Origin of the sequence: Methylobacterium sp. WL7, assembly GCF_008040085.1 — a bacterium.
GTDB classification, from domain to species: Bacteria; Pseudomonadota; Alphaproteobacteria; order Rhizobiales; family Beijerinckiaceae; genus Methylobacterium; species Methylobacterium mesophilicum.
The window spans coordinates 1-16,318 of record NZ_VRVG01000129.1 but is presented as its reverse complement, the minus strand read 5'-3'; the positions used below and the strand labels follow the sequence as shown (position 1 = coordinate 16,318).

The 16,318-nt window shown below is 68.8% G+C and carries 17 protein-coding genes and 1 rRNA gene; 7 read left to right on the top strand and 11 right to left on the bottom strand.

The genetic code is table 11. The annotated features are described in order from the left end of the window. The first annotated feature begins 85 nt into the window (after positions 1-85). Positions 86-1,465 carry an ATP-binding protein gene (locus FV233_RS23900; protein WP_238262284.1) on the top strand — a complete coding sequence of 460 codons (1,380 nt, stop codon included), beginning with the start codon at positions 86-88 and terminating at the stop codon, positions 1,463-1,465. Between the two features lie 6 nt (positions 1,466-1,471). Here FV233_RS23900 and FV233_RS23895 read toward each other — a convergent pair whose 3' ends face one another. After that, a complete protein-coding gene (locus tag FV233_RS23895) occupies positions 1,472-1,762 on the bottom strand; it encodes a hypothetical protein (RefSeq protein ID WP_147856861.1) in 291 nt (96 codons plus the stop codon). A gap of 176 nt (positions 1,763-1,938) precedes the next feature. Here FV233_RS23895 and FV233_RS23890 point away from each other — a divergent pair, with 176 nt between their 5' ends. Together FV233_RS23890 and FV233_RS23885 are read left to right on the top strand one after the other, a co-directional pair. After that, positions 1,939-2,130 (top strand): hypothetical protein, encoded by a 192-nt coding sequence (locus FV233_RS23890; RefSeq protein WP_147898995.1) that lies wholly within the window; start codon positions 1,939-1,941, stop codon positions 2,128-2,130. A gap of 24 nt (positions 2,131-2,154) precedes the next feature. Continuing rightward, positions 2,155-3,336, top strand: coding sequence for a pyridoxal phosphate-dependent aminotransferase (locus FV233_RS23885; protein ID WP_147856859.1), 1,182 nt, complete (start codon positions 2,155-2,157; stop codon positions 3,334-3,336). A gap of 50 nt (positions 3,337-3,386) precedes the next feature. Here the strand turns inward: FV233_RS23885 and FV233_RS23880 are convergent, their stop codons facing one another. Both FV233_RS23880 and FV233_RS23870 read right to left on the bottom strand, forming a co-directional pair. After that, complete coding sequence (locus FV233_RS23880) at positions 3,387-4,469, bottom strand: IS110 family transposase (protein WP_246690071.1); 1,083 nt, start codon at positions 4,467-4,469, stop codon at positions 3,387-3,389. Between the two features lie 683 nt (positions 4,470-5,152). Then, entirely contained in the window at positions 5,153-6,148 is a 996-nt protein-coding gene (locus FV233_RS23870; protein WP_246690070.1) for an esterase, read from the bottom strand. A 464-nt stretch (positions 6,149-6,612) separates the two neighbouring features. On the opposite strand from FV233_RS23870, the gene FV233_RS23865 reads away from it, so the two are divergent. Continuing rightward, complete coding sequence (locus FV233_RS23865) at positions 6,613-7,332, top strand: hypothetical protein (RefSeq protein WP_147898993.1); 720 nt, start codon at positions 6,613-6,615, stop codon at positions 7,330-7,332. 69 nt (positions 7,333-7,401) lie between these two features. Here the strand turns inward: FV233_RS23865 and FV233_RS23860 are convergent, their stop codons facing one another. The 3 genes from FV233_RS23860 to FV233_RS23850 form a co-directional block, all read right to left on the bottom strand. Continuing rightward, the gene (locus tag FV233_RS23860; protein WP_187277683.1) at positions 7,402-7,647 is read right to left on the bottom strand and encodes a hypothetical protein; all 246 of its coding nucleotides are present in this window, start codon (positions 7,645-7,647) and stop codon (positions 7,402-7,404) included. Positions 7,648-7,849: 202 nt separating this feature from the next. Then, a complete protein-coding gene (locus tag FV233_RS23855) occupies positions 7,850-8,362 on the bottom strand; it encodes a DUF533 domain-containing protein (protein WP_147854363.1) in 513 nt (170 codons plus the stop codon). 71 nt (positions 8,363-8,433) lie between these two features. Continuing rightward, complete coding sequence (locus FV233_RS23850; protein WP_147854362.1) at positions 8,434-8,784, bottom strand: hypothetical protein; 351 nt, start codon at positions 8,782-8,784, stop codon at positions 8,434-8,436. Positions 8,785-9,031: 247 nt separating this feature from the next. On the opposite strand from FV233_RS23850, the gene FV233_RS23845 reads away from it, so the two are divergent. Further along, the gene (locus FV233_RS23845; protein ID WP_147854361.1) at positions 9,032-9,916 is read left to right on the top strand and encodes a transglutaminase family protein; all 885 of its coding nucleotides are present in this window, start codon (positions 9,032-9,034) and stop codon (positions 9,914-9,916) included. 19 nt (positions 9,917-9,935) lie between these two features. Here the strand turns inward: FV233_RS23845 and FV233_RS23840 are convergent, their stop codons facing one another. After that, positions 9,936-10,964: an alpha/beta hydrolase gene (locus tag FV233_RS23840; protein ID WP_147854360.1), complete on the bottom strand. Its 1,029-nt coding sequence runs from the start codon at positions 10,962-10,964 to the stop codon at positions 9,936-9,938. 243 nt (positions 10,965-11,207) lie between these two features. On the opposite strand from FV233_RS23840, the gene meaB reads away from it, so the two are divergent. Together meaB and FV233_RS23830 are read left to right on the top strand one after the other, a co-directional pair. Further along, positions 11,208-12,194, top strand: coding sequence for a methylmalonyl Co-A mutase-associated GTPase MeaB (gene meaB, locus FV233_RS23835; RefSeq protein WP_147854359.1), 987 nt, complete (start codon positions 11,208-11,210; stop codon positions 12,192-12,194). 177 nt (positions 12,195-12,371) lie between these two features. Further along, the gene (locus FV233_RS23830; RefSeq protein WP_147854358.1) at positions 12,372-12,749 is read left to right on the top strand and encodes a CsbD family protein; all 378 of its coding nucleotides are present in this window, start codon (positions 12,372-12,374) and stop codon (positions 12,747-12,749) included. A 48-nt stretch (positions 12,750-12,797) separates the two neighbouring features. On the opposite strand, the gene FV233_RS23825 is transcribed toward FV233_RS23830, so the two are convergent. The 4 genes from FV233_RS23825 to rrf all read right to left on the bottom strand — a co-directional run bounded on the left by FV233_RS23825 (position 12,798) and on the right by rrf (position 16,308). Beyond that, positions 12,798-13,583 (bottom strand): 3-hydroxybutyrate dehydrogenase, encoded by a 786-nt coding sequence (locus FV233_RS23825; protein WP_147854357.1) that lies wholly within the window; start codon positions 13,581-13,583, stop codon positions 12,798-12,800. 56 nt (positions 13,584-13,639) lie between these two features. Next, entirely contained in the window at positions 13,640-15,139 is a 1,500-nt protein-coding gene (locus FV233_RS23820) for an ATP-binding protein (protein ID WP_147854368.1), read from the bottom strand. Positions 15,140-15,141: 2 nt separating this feature from the next. Further along, a complete protein-coding gene (locus tag FV233_RS23815; protein WP_147854356.1) occupies positions 15,142-15,837 on the bottom strand; it encodes a response regulator transcription factor in 696 nt (231 codons plus the stop codon). Between the two features lie 355 nt (positions 15,838-16,192). Continuing rightward, positions 16,193-16,308, bottom strand: a 5S ribosomal RNA gene (gene rrf, locus FV233_RS23810). Between the last annotated feature and the right edge of the window lie 10 nt (positions 16,309-16,318).

Below are 16,318 nucleotides of genomic sequence, written 5' to 3'. Positions count from 1 at the left end.
CCCTGAGACGGCCCCCACGTCGCCGATCCCCATCCCGCCTCGGCGGGCGCGGGCGCGGCGTCTCGTGAACGCCCCCGATCCCGGCCTGGCGCGCGCCCTGCGGACCGAACCGGCGCGGCCGCGCTCGGCGCCGCACCGGCTGTGGAAGCGCGTGAGCCGGTCGATCGGCGATGTCCTGCCGAAGGGGCTCTATGCCCGGTCGCTGATCATCATCATCGCGCCCGTGGTCCTGCTCCAGTCGGTGATCGCCTACACGTTCATGGAGCGGCACTGGCAGCTCGTGACCAAGCGCCTCTCGGCTGCCGTGACCGCCGATGTCGCCGCGCTGATCGACATCTACGAAAGCTATCCGCAGGACAGGGATGCCGAGACCCTGTCGCGCATCGCCGCCGAGCGGCTGAACCTCGATCTCGACATCCTGAAGGGCGCCAAGCTACCGACCCAAGGGCCGCGGCCGTTCTTCTCGATCCTGGACGAGGCGCTCTCCGACGAAATCAGCCGCCAGATCCGACGGCCGTTCTGGATCGACACCGTCGGCCGCTCGAACCTGATCGAGATCCGGGTCGCGATCCCCGACGGGGTGATGCGGATCACCGCCCGGCGCAGCCAAGCCTACGCGTCGAACTCGCACATCTTCCTGGTCTGGATGATTGGCTCGTCGCTGGTGCTGCTCGGCGTCGCGATCCTGTTCCTGCGCAACCAGATCAAGCCGATCCTGCGGCTCGCTGCGGTGGCGGAGGGCTTCGGCAAAGGGCGGGAGATCGAGTTCCGACCACGCGGAGCCCGGGAGGTGCGCCAGGCGGGCCACGCCTTCATCGAGATGAAGCGGCGCATCGAGCGGGCGATGGAGCAGCGCACGACGATGCTCAACGGTGTGAGCCACGACCTGCGCACCATCCTCACGCGCTTCCGCCTCTCCCTGGCGTTGTTCGAGCAGACCAGCGAGATCGAGGATCTCAGCCGCGATGTCGACGAGATGAGCCGGATGCTGGAGGGCTACCTCGCCTTCGCGCGCGGTGATTCCGCCGAGCCGGCGACGCCCACGGACATGCGCGCGCTGCTGGAAGACCTGCGCAGCGACGTCGAGCGCCTGGGCGCCCATGTCTCGGAGGTCAATCTCGTAGGCGCCCCGGAGGTCACGGTGCGCCCGGGCGCGTTCCGGCGCTGCCTGTTCAACCTCGCCGCCAACGCCGCCCGCTACGGCGAGACGGTGGCGATCTCCGGCCGGCTGGAGGCCCGCGCCTTCTACGTCTCGATCGACGATGACGGGCCGGGGATCCCGCCCGAGAGCCGCGAGGAGGTGTTCAAGCCGTTCGTGCGTCTCGACGATGCCCGCCAGGATGCGGGCGGATCCGGGCTCGGGCTGGCGATCGCCCGGGACATCGCCCGGGCCCATGGCGGGGACATCGCCCTGCACGAGAGCCCGCTCGGCGGCTTGCGGGCGACCGTGCGGGTTCCGGCCTGACGGCCGTCAGGCGTCGCTCGGTCCCCGCAGCCGCTGGATCTCGGCCTGGGTGTTGCGAATGAGGTGGTCGATGCTCGCCGGGTCCAGGGCGGCGCGTCCGAGTCGCTCGCGCAGGGCCGCTTCGCCGCTCCAGGCATAGCCGGCATCTTTCGGCAGGTGGCGCTGCAGCAGCGAACTGACGACACTTTCGCGCCTGTAGGCAGGATGCCGCAGGAGCCGGCCGATCTGCGCCGTCAGGATGTCGAGCGGCGATAGATTTTGGCTATTGCCTCTCGACGTAACTGCTGTTGGGCGCATACTGGCATCTCCTCCCGGAAAGCCAGTATCCGGTTAAATGCTTGCGCTTCGGTGAGCGGCGGCGCGATCCGGCGAAAAACTGCCGCCGCCGGGGTCCCAACCTTTGCGGCAGGGTGGTATGCAGGCTTGACGCCCACGAGCCGCGGCCCACCGCGCGCCGGATCCGAGTGCCCAACATGAACCCGCTCGTCCCCCTGTTCATCCTGCTTTCCCTGCCGTTGGCCGCCATCGGCCTGGTTCTCTACACGGACACGGGCATCGAGCCGGCCCTGTTCTACGCCTCGGTGAAGACCTTCGTGATCCTGGGCGCGATCGCCGCGGCGGTGTCGTTCGGCGCCATGAAGCTCGCCGAGCGCACCAAGCACTAGACCGATCGTCCCGCGGAGAGCGCGATGCTGCACGTCGTCCCGGCCTTCTCGCGCATCGGCGAGGAGAACGCGTTCGCGGTGCTGGCCCGCGCCCAGGCGCTCTCGGCCCAAGGGCGGGACGTGATCAACCTCGGCATCGGCCAGCCCGACATGCCGACGCCGGCCCACGTGGTCGAGGCCGGCATCAAGGCCCTGCGCGACGGGCACCATGGCTACACGCCGGCAACCGGCATTCCGGGCCTGCGCGAAGCCGTGGCCCGCGACATCCACCGCCGTCATGCCGTCGAGGTCTCGCCCGACTCCGTGATGATCGTGCCGGGCGGCAAGGTCACCATGTTCATGGCGATCCTGATGTTCGGCGAGCCCGGTGCCGAGATCCTGTATCCAGATCCGGGATTTCCGATCTATCGCTCGATGATCGAGTTCACCGGCGCGACGCCGGTTCCGGTGCCGATCCGCGAGGCGAACGGCTTCGCCTTCTCGGCCGCCGAGACCCTGGCACTGATTACGCCGAAGACCCGCCTGCTGATCGTCAACTCACCCGCCAACCCGACCGGCGGCGTGACGCCCAAGGCCGAGATCGACGCCCTGGTGGCGGGCCTCGCCGACCACCCCGACGTCGCGGTGCTGTCGGACGAGATCTACGGCACGATGACGTATGACGGCGAAGCCCACCACTCGTTGCTGAAGTATCCCGAAATCCGGGACCGGCTGATCTATCTCGACGGTGCGTCGAAGACCTACGCGATGACCGGCTGGCGACTCGGCTGGTCGGTCTGGCCCAAGCCCCTCTACGACGCGGCCCGGAAGCTTGCGGTCAACGCCCATTCCTGCGTGAACGCCTCAACCCAATGGGCCGGCATCGCGGCGCTCGACGGCCCGCAGGATTGCGTGGCCGAGATGGTCGCCGAGTTCGACCGGCGGCGGGCGATCGTGGTCGATGGGCTGAACGCCCTGCCGGGCGTGTCGTGCATCGCCCCGAAGGGCGCGTTCTATGCCTTCCCGAACGTCTCCGAGACCGGCTGGAAGGCCAAGCCGCTCGCCGCCACCCTGTTGGAGGAAGCGGGCGTCGCGGTGATTGGCGGACCGGATTTCGGGATCCACGGCGAGGGCTATATCCGCCTGTCCTATGCCAACTCGGCCGAGAACATCCGCCGGGCGCTGGAGCGGATGGGTCAATTTTTGACCGAGCGGAAGCCGGGCTGATCCTGGGGACGACCGTCCTCCAACCCAAATCCCCTCATCCTGAGCAACCGTTATGCGCACTCGGTGGCGGGACGCCATGGCTTGCCTCGGGCGAGGACGGTGTTGGCGTAGATGAGCAGCTTTCGGGCGCAGGCGATGAGGGCCTGCTTGTGGGTCTTGCCGCGGGCCTGGAGGCGGGTGCGCAGGGCGACGAGGGCGGGGTTCCAGCGGTAGGAGGCCGGCAGGGCGGCGGTGTACAGGGCGGTGCGCACCCGGGCGCGACCGCCGGCGATGTGGCGCTCGCCGGCGTGCTTGCCGCTGTCGTGGTCGAACGGGGCGAGGCCGGCCAGGCTGGCGGCCTGCTCGCGCGACAGGCGCCCGAGTTCGGGCATCTGCACGACCAGGCGCAGGGCGGTCTTCTCGCCGAGCCCCGGGATCGACAGCAGCAGGTCGAGCCGCTCGGCCAGGTCGGGCTGGGCGCGCAGCTCGGCCGCCAGGCGGGCGAGTTCGCGCGCGGCGCGGTCGCCGGCCCGGCGGGCATCGGCCTCCAGCTGGCGGCGCAGGCGCGGTTCCAGCTGGTGCTCCAGGCGCAGCTTCGCCCGGCCGGCATCCTCGATCGCCTGGTCGATGAACACCAAGCGGTCGGCGAAGGCGCGCAAGCGCGGGTCGGGGGCGGCCCGGGCGTCCTGGTATTCGGCCCGCAGCGCCGTGAAGGCGGCGATCAGCCGGGCGTCGAGGCGGTCGTTCTTGGCCCGGCGCAGATGCATCTCGGCGAACGCCTTGACCTGCAGGGGCTGGGTCAGGCGGACCTCCAAGCCGCGGGCGCGCAGGGCATCGGCGACGCCGCGCTCGTAGCCGCCTGACGCTTCCAGGCCGATGCAGGTGACACCGGCGGCGGTGAGTTGGGCGGCCAGGGCGTCCCAGCCCTCGACGGTGTTGGCCACCTGCCACGGCTTGCTGCCGGGCTTGGCGGGCGAGCCGTGGGGCGGCGCCGGATGCAGGGCGATGTCCAGGAACGCCTTGCCGACATCGATCCCGGCTACGGGCCGCGTACCGGCTTCGGGCCTGCTCTCGGGTGCTCCCTTGGATGTGGGTTTGGGTGTGCTCGTAGGTGCGGTCTTGGCTTGGCGTCGGGGTTTGCTAGAGTGAGCCATCTTCGTCGTCCCATCCTTGCGATGCGAACCGGGCGTTCAATCAACCATCCGGGTCCGATGAAGAGGGCGACTGCGATCCTGCTCAGGACCAGCCCGCGGCGCAGGCCACAGGCTCAGGTGCCAACGATCCGACAGTCGCCGCCGGCGCTGGGGTGGCCACCCCAGAGCCGGCATCCCTCGCGGGACAGGGGCAATCTGACATGATTCGCTAATACAAGGTGCCGCGCAGCGGCCTCGAAGGAGGCTTCCAGGGATCGCGCGGCCGGCTGGAGCCCTCTTTCGAGGGCTTCGCTTCGCTACGCCACCTCAGAGGCTGTGCGTCTTTCGATTCATCGCTGGCGACAGACGATGACGCTGCAGCATTCCTCGGGAGGTTCATCCCGGCCCGTGATCCAAGGTGGGACATTCACCGAAGGTTTGGGCCCGAGGTCGATGCCGAAGCGCGCCGCGCCCCCTCTCCCGTGCGGGAGAGGGTTGGGGTGAGGGATTAGGTCCATCCGTAAAACGCGCATCCCTCACCCTGTCCCTCTCCCGCACGGGAGAGGGGACCCGCGGCTCTTGCTGGGGGGATAAGCCCGTCTGGGGCCACCAAGGCGTCGGGTGTATAGGAAATCGAAGGGCGATCGATCGAAAGACTCAGAGCCTCTCAGGATGAGGGGGTGGTTGGAACGACGGGACGGACGTCAGGATTTCCCCACCCGCTTCTCGATCCAGCCGGCCAGCCAGTCGGCGATGTCGAGGCTGTTCTTGTCCTGCATCAGCATGTGCGAGTTGCCGTGGATCCCGATCTCCGGGAGCAGGATCAGCTCGGCCCGGCCGCCGGCCGCGTTCGCCGCCGCCACGAAGCTGCGGCACTGCTTGAGCCGGGGTGCCCAGCGCGGCGAGGCGTCGACGTTGTCGCCGAACAGGACCAGGATCGGGAGGTCCTTGTAGTGGGCCAGATCGTCCTTGGCCGGATCCGGGCAGGCGGCGGGCTCGATCGCCACGATGGCCCGGATCCCGGTGCGGTCGAGGGCGGCGGTCTGGAATGGGTAGATGCCCGATTGCGAGTGCGAGACCAGCACCGCGCCCTTCAACCGCTTCGCGAGTTCCGAGAGGCCCGGCACGGTCGGGTTCGGCACTGGCAAGGCCGCGGACCAGTCGGCGACCATCTGCTTCCAGAACTCGCCCTGGGCCTCCAGGGGGAACTGCATGCCCGGAAACACCTTCGGGTATTCGGGCCCGAACCGGAAGATCGCCCAGGCCGGCTCGCGCCCGGCAGAGAAGACCGGCGGCAGGGAATCGGCCTCGGCCTTGCCCATCTTCACCGCATCGATCTGGGCCGGGCTGATCGCAGAGCGGCCGCGCCAGGCCTGGTCGATGACGTAGGTCGGGAAGCCGCGGCGGACGAAGAACTCGTCCCAACCCATGCGCCCGTCCGGGGTCGTCTCCCAGGTCTTGCCCGTGAGGCAGCAGCCGTGGATCAGCACCACGGGCGGGCGCACCGGGTCCACTGGGATCTGATAGCGGACATAGACCTGATCGACCGTGATCGTCCCCGACGGCGCGTAGGCCGGCAGGGTCGAGAGCGTGTCGGACGAGACGTCGCGACCGCCGACGAAGAAGCTGCCCTGGCCGGCGAGCGTCAGGGGGCCAGGTCCCGGGTCGGCGGCACGGACGGGACCACCCAGGATCGTCAAGACCGCCAACATCGTGCAGGCGGCCCTCTCTATGCGCGACCGCGCGGACATCGACACTCCTGACACCTTGCGTCCCGGCCATCGCCGTTGCCGAAGAGATTAATCAGACTTGCGTGGGCAAGCCAACGCCGTGCTCGCTCGGAGCGAAGTGCGAAACGGTCATCAACTGTTTGATAGGACCGGCCTGAGAGCCGAAACGGCCCTGTGGCAGCCTCGCCGGGCCGGCATCATTCACCCGCACCGCACAGCACGCAGACAACCTGTCCGAAATTAATGTGACAGAAAAACATCCGTGGATCGTCTTGATTGTCAAGATAAAAGCGGTACAATCCAAGAGTTGCAAAGCATTATCGGCGGCATTTTTCTGCGCAACGCAGTCGCAGGTATAATCTCAGCATGCGGTCTAGGACGCGGCGGGGCGCGGTCTAAATCGAAATCCTGACCCTCGCACGGGGAGCAGCACGATGCCTTACGCGACAATATCGATCACGCACGCACAAGCGAGCCTACAGATCATCCGGGCTGGTGCGTCCGATCCTGCTGGATCTAAGCCGGACGAGGCGGCCGTCACGGCGCGCTCGCCGGATCCGCGCTCAGCGCTCAGCGTGTCGAGCGCCGCGGCGGACGCGATCTTCGCCCTGGTACATGCGAAGAACCGCACGACGGCCAGCGCCGGGAGCGAAGCCACGGTGACGTCAGGCCAAGCGCTCGTGGTGGACGCGGCAGACTCACAGGCGGAGACGACGATCGGCGTTTCGGCCTCGGTCGAAACCGTAACCGTCTGGGTGCCACACAAAGAACTCGAGACTGGATGGTGGGACCACGGGCCGGATGTGCGGCGCTACCTAGACGCAGCCTACAAGCGACTGGGCGAGAACTCCGACACGCCGCGGTCGAAAGATGACTGGTACTACAAGGTCGGCTTGGGTGGGCTGGGCCGAAGAGAGTTGCTGGCGATTAATGATCATATCAGCGACCATGACTCAGCCCTATTTACTAAAGCGGAGGTAGATGCGGCTCATAGAGAGTTTATGGAAAGGGAAATTGGGCCCTATTATGATTGGAATGCAAGCGTGCTGCCCTGGGTGGATCACAAGCCAGGGATGATCCTGTGGGAAAAAGAGACTGTCACTCGCTTGCGTATTCAGGTGTCTACTGCTCAACAAGTTCTGCGAGGCTCCTGATATAAACTTCGCGCATCTAGTAACGGTGGATTGGCATCTCTGCTGACGCTACAATCCTGTGGACGTAATCTATCCCGCGCGCACGGGTTTGTTCTGTGGGCCGTGGATCAGTCCCATGGGCGGCCGCACAGGATCCACCGGGATCTGATAGCGGACATAGACCTGATCGACGCTGATCGTCCCCGAGGGCGCGTAGGCCGGCAAAGTCGACAGCGTGTCGGACTGGATGTTGCGACCGCCGACGAAGAAGCTGCCCTGGCCGGTGAGCGTCAGGGGCGGCGGTACCGGCTCGGCGGCGAGGACGTGTGCGCTCATCGCGGTCAGGCCTCCGACCAGCAAGGCTCCGACGAGACTTCGGACGGCTCGTCGCGCACGGGACAAAGCGGGCAATGACAGCGTCGGCATGAAACGTCCCGGCCCTCCGCGGCCGGGACGCATCGGCCCGGTTCACCGCCCGGACAGACCTAGCACGAAGCTCGGCCGTTTCGGGAGGTGCATAGCCGGGAATGAAAGTCGTTCAGGCGGCGATGTCGCGCTCGATCCGGGCCGTCGCCTCGCCGGGCACGTCCAAGGCCTCGGCGAGCATCTTCAGGAACTGCCGCTCCTGCAGCGTGTCGGGATCGATGGCGAGCCGGGCCGCCGCGTAGATCCGCGCCGCCGCATCGGGATCGTCCACCCGCTCGGCGATCTCGTCGATCTCGGCCGGGCTCGCCAGCTCGCGGTCGAGCCAGGCCCGCCCGTCGGCATCGAGGCCGGCGCCTTCCACCGCCGCGTCGAGGCGCTTGCGCTCGGCCGTGTCGACCATGCCGTCCGCGATGGTGGCCGCCACCATCGCCCGAAGCATCAGCCGCGCCTCGTCCTCGTCGACCTTGGAAAAATCCGGGCCGCCCGTCTCCGGTGGCGCGGCCCCGCGCAGGGCCCGGTAGGCGAGCCCACCGATCAGCGCGAGGCCGCCCAATGCCGCGCTGGCCGCGATGCCGCCGCGGCGGGCACGCACCAGCGCATCCACGATTCGCCTGCTGTCAGCCATGTCGTTCCTCCCGGGTTGAGTCCGAATCGGTTCGGAAACCCCCGGGAGGCGGCCAAGTTCAGCGGCAGATCTCAGGCGTCGGCTTCGTCGTCCTCGTCCGCCTCGTCGATATCGACCAGGAAGACGATGTCCGCCTCGTCCTCGTCCTCCTCGTCGGCGGTGTCGCCGCCGGCATGGTGCTTGTCGTCGGTGAACTCGCCTTCGCCGTCATCCTCGGCGAGCGCATCCTCGAAGATCTCGATCTCGTCCTCGTTGGCAGCGCGGATCGTGAGCGGCGAGGTGCCGTTCCAGAGCGGCTTGCCGTCGCTCGTCATCGTCCGGATGTCTTCCTTGAAACCCTCGCAGGTGAAGAGGTCCTTGGCGGACGCCTCGTCGCTGTTGATCACCGCCACGGCGGTGCCCTCGATCTCGAGCGTGAACATGGCCGGCATCCTTCTCGTAACCGTCCTTGGCGCGCCCGGTCAGCGGGATCGCGCGCGGGTGCGACGCACCGCCCCGGGGAGAAATGCCTAAGCTTACCCCGGCGGTCATGAGCGCCGCGCGCGGATGCTGTAGGGGTGAACCGGACGCCCGCCAAGCCCGTCTCAACCAGTCCGCCGTGAAAGCATGGCGCGAATCCTGCCGGGCGGCGGCCATAACGAAACCGAACGGAAAGAAGGATCACCGCGGATGCGGATCAGGCTCGGCTGCGAGATGCGCTATGCCTTCCCCTATCCGGTTCCGATGGTGGTGATGCTCAACGTGCATCCCACCCGGGCGGACGCCCTCGAGGCGCCCGACACGCTCCGAACCGAGCCGCCGGTGCCGGTCGATCTCTATCGCGACGGCTTCGGCAACCTGTGCGGCCGCCTGACCGCCCCGGCGGGGAACTTCACCCTCGGGACTGACGCGGTGATCGGCGACGACGGAAGCCCGGACCCGGCCCATCCGGAGGCCGAGCAGCACGCGATCGAGGCGCTCCCGGCAGAGACGATCGTGTTCCTGCTGCCCAGCCGCTACTGCGAATCCGACCTGCTGGCCGACGAGGCATGGCGGCTGTTCGGACATGTCGAGCCGGGCTGGGGTCGTGTCCAGGCGGTCTGCGACTTCGTGCACGACCACATCGCGTTCGGGTACGAGTTCGCCCACGGCGACCGCACGGCGCAGGACGCCTATGCCGGCGGCCGGGGCGTCTGCCGCGACTTCACCCACCTGGCCGTGGCCTTCTGCCGCGCCCTCAACGTGCCGACCCGCTACTGCACGGGCTACGTCAGCTTCATCGGCGAGCCAGAGCCGCACCCGGCCGGCGACTTCGCGGCCTGGATGGAGGTGTTTCTCGGCGGACGCTGGCACGTGTTCGACCCGCGCAACAACAGCCCGCGGATCGGCCGGGTGATGGTCGCCTACGGCCGCGACGCCGCGGACGTGCCGCTGACCCACACGTTCGGCCCCAATCCCCTCGTCGGCTTCCGGGTCTGGGCCGAACGGATCGACCATCTCGACGCGTCCGGCGACGCGCCGATCCTCCCCGAAGAGCCCCTGCCGCCGCAGAGCATGGCGACCCGGATGGGGTGAGCGCCGGGCTCTGGCTCCCTCAGACCCCCGCCCCGCGGGCGATGGCGCGCTTGACCACCGCCTGCACCTCGGGGTTCGACAGGAACAGGTCGTGGTTGATCAAGCCGCCGCCGTAATCGGAGGCGTCGGCCACGCGCACGCCGAGCGCCTCGAGCTTGGCGCGGTCGGCAGCGCCGGCCCGGACGCCTCCTGCGATCGCCGCAGAGAGTTCGAGCGCCCGGTCGTTGGTCGAGGAGATCACGGTGATCTTCGACACGTCGGGGCCGAGCCGGGCGACGCCGTTCGAGAACAGGTCGAAGTCGATGTCGGGGGCGGCCAGCACCACCGCGCCGATGCGCGCCATCGCGGCCTCGCCGGCCTCGGCGCGGAGCATCCGGATGGTCTCGAGGGTCAGCAGCGTGCCCATCGAGTGGGCGACGATGTTGATCCGCCCGGCGCTCGACGTGGACGTGACGGCCTTCAGCAGATCCTCGAAGGCGTCGCGCGACCAGAGCGCGCTCTCGCGGTCGTAATTGTAGTCGAAGGTCGCGGCGGCGGACGGCCAGGTGAACAGGCCCGAGACGCCCCGGAACCGGATGCCGTCCGACAGGCGCGCGGCGCTCACGGCCGCGGATTCGAACGATTCCCGGTATCCATGGACGTAGATCAGCACGTCGCGGCCGAGCGCCGCCTGCGCGAAGGCCTCGGCGGCACCCGGGCCGCTCTCGGTCTTGGGCACCGCCCCGATGGTCCAGTCGCCGGTGATGACCGCCGACACCTTGCCGAGCAGCGAGCGATCGGGGGGCGACAGGCGCACCTCCGCGAAGCTCAGGCCGCGCCCGCGCTCGGAATTGAAGTATGGCGGCCGGGGCGGGTTGCCCACCGGCTTGCGCGTCGTAGCCACCAGCAGCACCGGCATGACATCCAGCGCCGACTGCTTTTCGGGCAGCGCCGCGGACGTGCCGAGGTCATCGGTGACGCAGGCGCCGAGGCTCGGGGCGAGCCCTGCCGCCCCCGCGAGGGCGCCGATCCGGAGGAGTGCGCGGCGTGAGACGGTGTGGCTCGACATGATCCGGGTGCGTTCGGGCGGGGCGCCATCCGTCGCGCAGGATCGTGACCGTGGCGGGGCACGATCGCCCACCGGCCCTGTGGAGTACGGGTATTCAGCCCCCCGTGGTGCCGCAGACACAGGCCTGGGGGTCGACCGTGCGGGCCTGATCGCGCGCGCGTCGAGCCGGTTCAGACCGTGAGGCTGCGGCCCGGTCGGCGATACCCCCTCGACGGCAGCGCCAAGCGCCGCCATGAAGGACCCATGACGCCGACCATCGACATCGAGAGCCTGCGCGCGCGCCTGCTGGGCGGCGACCGTGCCGCCCTGGCCCGGGCGATCACCCTGGCGGAATCGAAACGCGCCGACCATCGGGCGCTCGCCGCCGCCCTGATCGACTCGGTCCTGCCGGAGACCGGCAAGGCGATCCGGGTCGGCATCACCGGCGTGCCGGGGGTCGGCAAGTCCACGACCATCGATGCCCTCGGATCGAACCTGACGGAGGCCGGCCACAAGGTCGCGGTGTTGGCTGTCGACCCGTCCTCGTCGCGTACCGGCGGCTCGATCCTCGGCGACAAGACCCGGATGGCCCGGCTCGCCCACGATCCCAAGGCGTTCATCCGCCCCTCCCCGTCCTCGGGCACGCTGGGTGGCGTGGCGGCCAAGACCCGCGAGACCATGCTGCTCTGCGAGGCGGCGGGCTTCGACGTGATCCTGGTGGAGACGGTAGGCGTCGGCCAGTCGGAGACCGCGGTCGCCGACCTCACCGACTTCTTCCTCGTGCTGATGCTGCCCGGGGCCGGCGACGAGCTTCAGGGGATCAAGAAGGGCATCCTGGAACTCGCCGACATGATCGCAGTCAACAAGGCCGATTCCGGCGAGGCCGAACAGCGGGCCAACGCGGCGGCCTCCGAATACCGCGCCGCCCTGCATATCCTCACCCCCGCCTCGTCGACCTGGACGCCGCCGGTGGTGACGATCTCGGGCTTCCACAACCTGCGCCTCGACGCGCTCTGGGCGCGGATCGTCGATCACCGGGAAAAGCTCACCGCCACCGGGGAGATCCAGGCCAAGCGCCGGACGCAGGACGTGAAATGGATGTGGGCGCTCGTCCACGAGCGTTTGCACCAGCGCCTCGTCGGCTCGCCGGAGGTCCGGCGCAGCACCGCCGAGGCCGAGGCCGGCGTTGCCCGCGGGGAGACCTCGCCGGCCGCTGGTGCTGCGGCCATCGCCGAGCTGATCGGCCTCTGAGGCTCGGCGCCCCGTTCCGGCGCCGCCCGTTTACCTTGATCGACGTCGAGCGGCCGGAGGCGCAGAAAATCGCCGGGGCACGGTGCGCAAACCCGGTCTCGCGCGTTCGCTGCACGATGAGGAATCCTGCGGCACCTCCTCTCGTACCGGTGCCGCGGTCACGTCGAGGAGAGTGTCATGGTGGATACGGATCGGATCGTCGGCGGCGCCAAGGAAGCCCTGGGCAAGGCCCAGGGTGCGGCTGGCGACTTCGTGGGCTCGAACCGGGATTCGGTGGAAGGCCGGGTTCGCGATGTCCAGGGGCAGGCTGAGAACGCCTACGGGCAGGTCAAGGACAAGGCCCGGGACCTCGCCGACAAGGCGAGCGACTATGCCGGAGACGCCTACGGCCGGGCCGGCGACGTCGCGGGCGACGCCTACGAGCGGGGCGGTGCCTACCTGCGTGACGGCCGCGCCGCCGTCGGGGCCCGGGTCGAGGAGAACCCGCTGGTCGCGCTGCTGATCGCCGGCGCGGTCGGCTACGGGATCGCCCTGCTGTTCCACGGGCGCCGGTGATCTTAGGCGGCCTCGCCGACGTTCCGGCGAGGCCGCCTCTTTGCGACGCTACTGAGCGGTCCAGCCGCCATCCATGCTGATGTTGGCCCCGGTGATCTGGCTCGCCGCATCGGAGCACAGGAACACCGCGAGCGCCGCCACCTGATCGACGGTGACGAACTCCTTGGTCGGCTGCGCCTTCAGCATCACGTCCTCGATCACCTGCTCCTTGGTCAAGCCGCGCGCCTTCATGGTGTCGGGAATCTGTGCCTCAACCAGAGGCGTCCAGACGTAGCCCGGCGAGATGCAGTTCACCGTGATCCTGTGCGGCGCCAGTTCGAGGGCTGCGGCCTTGCTGAGCCCGCTGATCCCATGCTTGGCCGCCACGTAGGCGGACTTGAACGGTGAGGCGACCAGCGAGTGCGCCGAGGCGGTGTTGATGATCCGCCCCCAGCCGCGGGCCTTCATGCCGGGGATCGCGGCATGCATCGCGTGAAACGCCGACGACAGGTTGATGGCGATGATCTGCTCCCACTTCTCCGGTGGAAAATCCTCGATCGGCGAGACGAACTGGATGCCCGCATTGTTGACCAGCACGTCGATGGCGCCGAACGCCGCCTCCGCCTCCCGCACCATCCCGGCGATCGCCTCGGGCTTGCTCATGTCGGCCGCCGAATACTGAACCTTCACCCCATGCTGGCGCTCGATCCCGGCCCGGGTTTCCTCGATGGCCTGGGCATCCCCGAAGCCGTTGAGCACGACGTTGGCCCCCTCGGCCGCAAGGCTGCGAGCGATGGCAAGTCCGATTCCGCTGGTGGATCCGGTGACGAGGGCGGTCTTGGACGTGAGGGTCATGGAACCTCCTGGGTCGCGGTGGCGGGATGCCGGAATGTCGTGACGACGTACCTGCCTCAAGGCCGACGCGAAATCGACCCACCCGGCGCATCCGCCGAAGACGGTGTCGGTTCGGCCGCGCCGTCACCCGAATCCGCGGATGCACCCTGCGCCGGGAAGGCAAGCTCGATCCGCAGCCCCGGCGCGTTATCGGACAGCCGCAGCGTCCCACGATGCAGGCGCACCACGGCGTTGACCAGGCTGAGCCCCAGCCCGAAGCCCGGCCGCGAGCGCGCGTCCTCCAAGCGGACGAACCGGCTCAACACGCGCTCCCGTTCGGCCTCCGGGATACCCGGTCCGTGATCCGACACGGTGAGACGGACGGCATCCCCTGAGCGCGCGGCCTCCACCGCCACCCGCGCCTCCGATCCGTCGGCCCCGTATTTGAGGGCGTTGTCGATCAGGTTGGACAGCGCCTGCCCGATCAGCTCACGGTTGCCTGCGATGATCAGGCCATCCTCCGCGCGCACGTCGAGGGCCAGCCCTTGGTCCTCGGCCAGCGCCTCGTAGAGTTCTCCAACCTCCCGGACGGCGGCGCCGAGATCGACCGGCGCCAGAATCTCCCGGGCGTTGCCGGCTTCCAGGCGCGCGATCATCAGAAGCGCGTTGAACACCCGGATCAGACCGTCGCTCTCCTCGATCACCGCCTCCAGGGCGATCCGCAGCTCGTCCGGCGAGGCGGCCTTGCGTAGGGCCTCGTCGGCACGGTTGCGCAGGCGCGTCAGCGGGGTCTTCAAGTCGTGGGCGATGTTGTCGGAGACCTCGCGCATCCCGCGCATCAGTTCGCCGATCCGCTCCAGCATCAGGTTGAGGCTCGCGGCGAGGCGGTCCAGCTCGTCGCCGTTGCCCGCGACGTAGAGCCGGCCGTCGAGGTCGCCCGCCATGATCGCCCGGGTGGTCTGCGTCATGGCGTCGACCCGGCGCAGGACCCGGCTCGCCGCCAGCCAGCCGCCGATCACGCCCAGGATCACCACGGCGGCGAGGGAGGTTCCGAACGCCCGGCCGATCACCGCACGCAACCGGTCGCGCTCCTCGGTGTCGCGTCCGACGAGCAGCCGGAACCCGCCCGGAAGGGTGAAGACCCGCACGATTGCGCGATGGGGATCGACGTCCGAATCGCCCCGCCCGTATCGGGTCTCGCTCTGGCCGGGGCTCGCCAGCACCGCCGCCGGCACGTAGCCGACATTGCCGACGACGTGCTCGCCGCTCGCGGTGGTCACCAGATATAGCGAGGCACCCGGCTCGCGGGACCGGCGCTCGACCACGGTGATCAGCCGCCGCAGCCCCCCGGCATTGTACTGCTCGGACAGGCCGTTGATCTCGGCATCGATGGTCGAGACGATCTGGTCGTCCAGCACCGCCCGGGCGTTCCAGGCGACGTAGCCGAGCGCCAGGAAGGCGCAGAGCGCGAAGATCGCCAGGTAGGCGAGCGACAGCTTGAACGCGGTGGTGCGGAACAGCTTCTGGACCCGCGCCCCGACGGTCTCCCGGGGCATCGGCTCGACCGGGAGGCCCATGCTCACCCGGTGGCACCCTCATCGAAGCGCAGGACGTAGCCGGCGCCCCGGACCGTATGGATGATCGGCGACGCGAAGCCCTTGTCGAGCTTGCCGCGCAGGCGCGAGACGTGAACGTCGATGACGTTGGTCTGCGGATCGAAATGGTAGTCCCAGACATGCTCGAGCAGCATCGTCCGGGTCACCACTTGGCCGGCATGCCGCATCAGGTATTCGAGCAGACGGAACTCCCGCGGCTGCAGCAGGATCTCGCGGCCGGCGCGGGTGACCCGATGGGACAGGCGGTCGAGTTCGAGATCGCCGACCCGGTAACGGGTCTCCTCCGCCGCGCCCGATCCGGCCTGCCGCCGGGCGAGCGCCTCGGTGCGGGCGAGCAGCTCCGAGAACGCGTAGGGTTTCGGGAGGTAGTCGTCGCCGCCGGCGCGCAGGCCCTTCACCCGGTCGTCGACCTGGCCCAGCGCGGAGAGGATCAGCACCGGAGTCGCGACGCTCTGCTCGCGCAGGGAGCGGATCAGCGACAGGCCGTCGAGCTTCGGCAGCATCCGGTCGACGATCAGCACGTCGTAGGCGCCCTCGCGGGCGAGCGCGTAGCCGTCGAGCCCGTCATGCGCGCTGTCGGCGACGTGCCCGGTTTCGCGGAACGCCTTCACCAGATAGGCCGCCGCCTCCCGGTCATCCTCGATGATGAGCAGTCGCATGGACCCAGTCCATAGCGCGGCTCGCGAAGGGGGGGAACGCTGCTCTATCATCACGGCGATACCGCTCCCCTCCCCCGCAGGCCGCCAAAGGCGGGCCGAGACCGTTGGGGGCGGGTCTCGGCCCGCTCCGAAGCCGGCGAACGCGCAAGCAGCGAAGACGTCGGCTTCAGCCGCGTGAACGGCTTGCAAACCCTGGCATCGCCGCGATTACCGGACGATCGCGAGAAGATGACGGTGTGGTAAGGAGCGACTGCTCGAGCAGCACCTGAAACGCAAACAGGCCGCCCAAGTGAGGGGCGGCCTGTTTGCGTTCAGTCTTCGTGTCGAGGGGATGTGGTGTTCTTGCGATGTGCAGGTCTGGCGGCGACCGACTCTCCCGTGCCTTGAGACACAGTACCATGGGCGCTGGCGTGTTTAACGGCCGAGTTCGAGATGGGATCGGGTTCTGGGCACGCCGCTCGAGCCACCAGACCGGCGCATC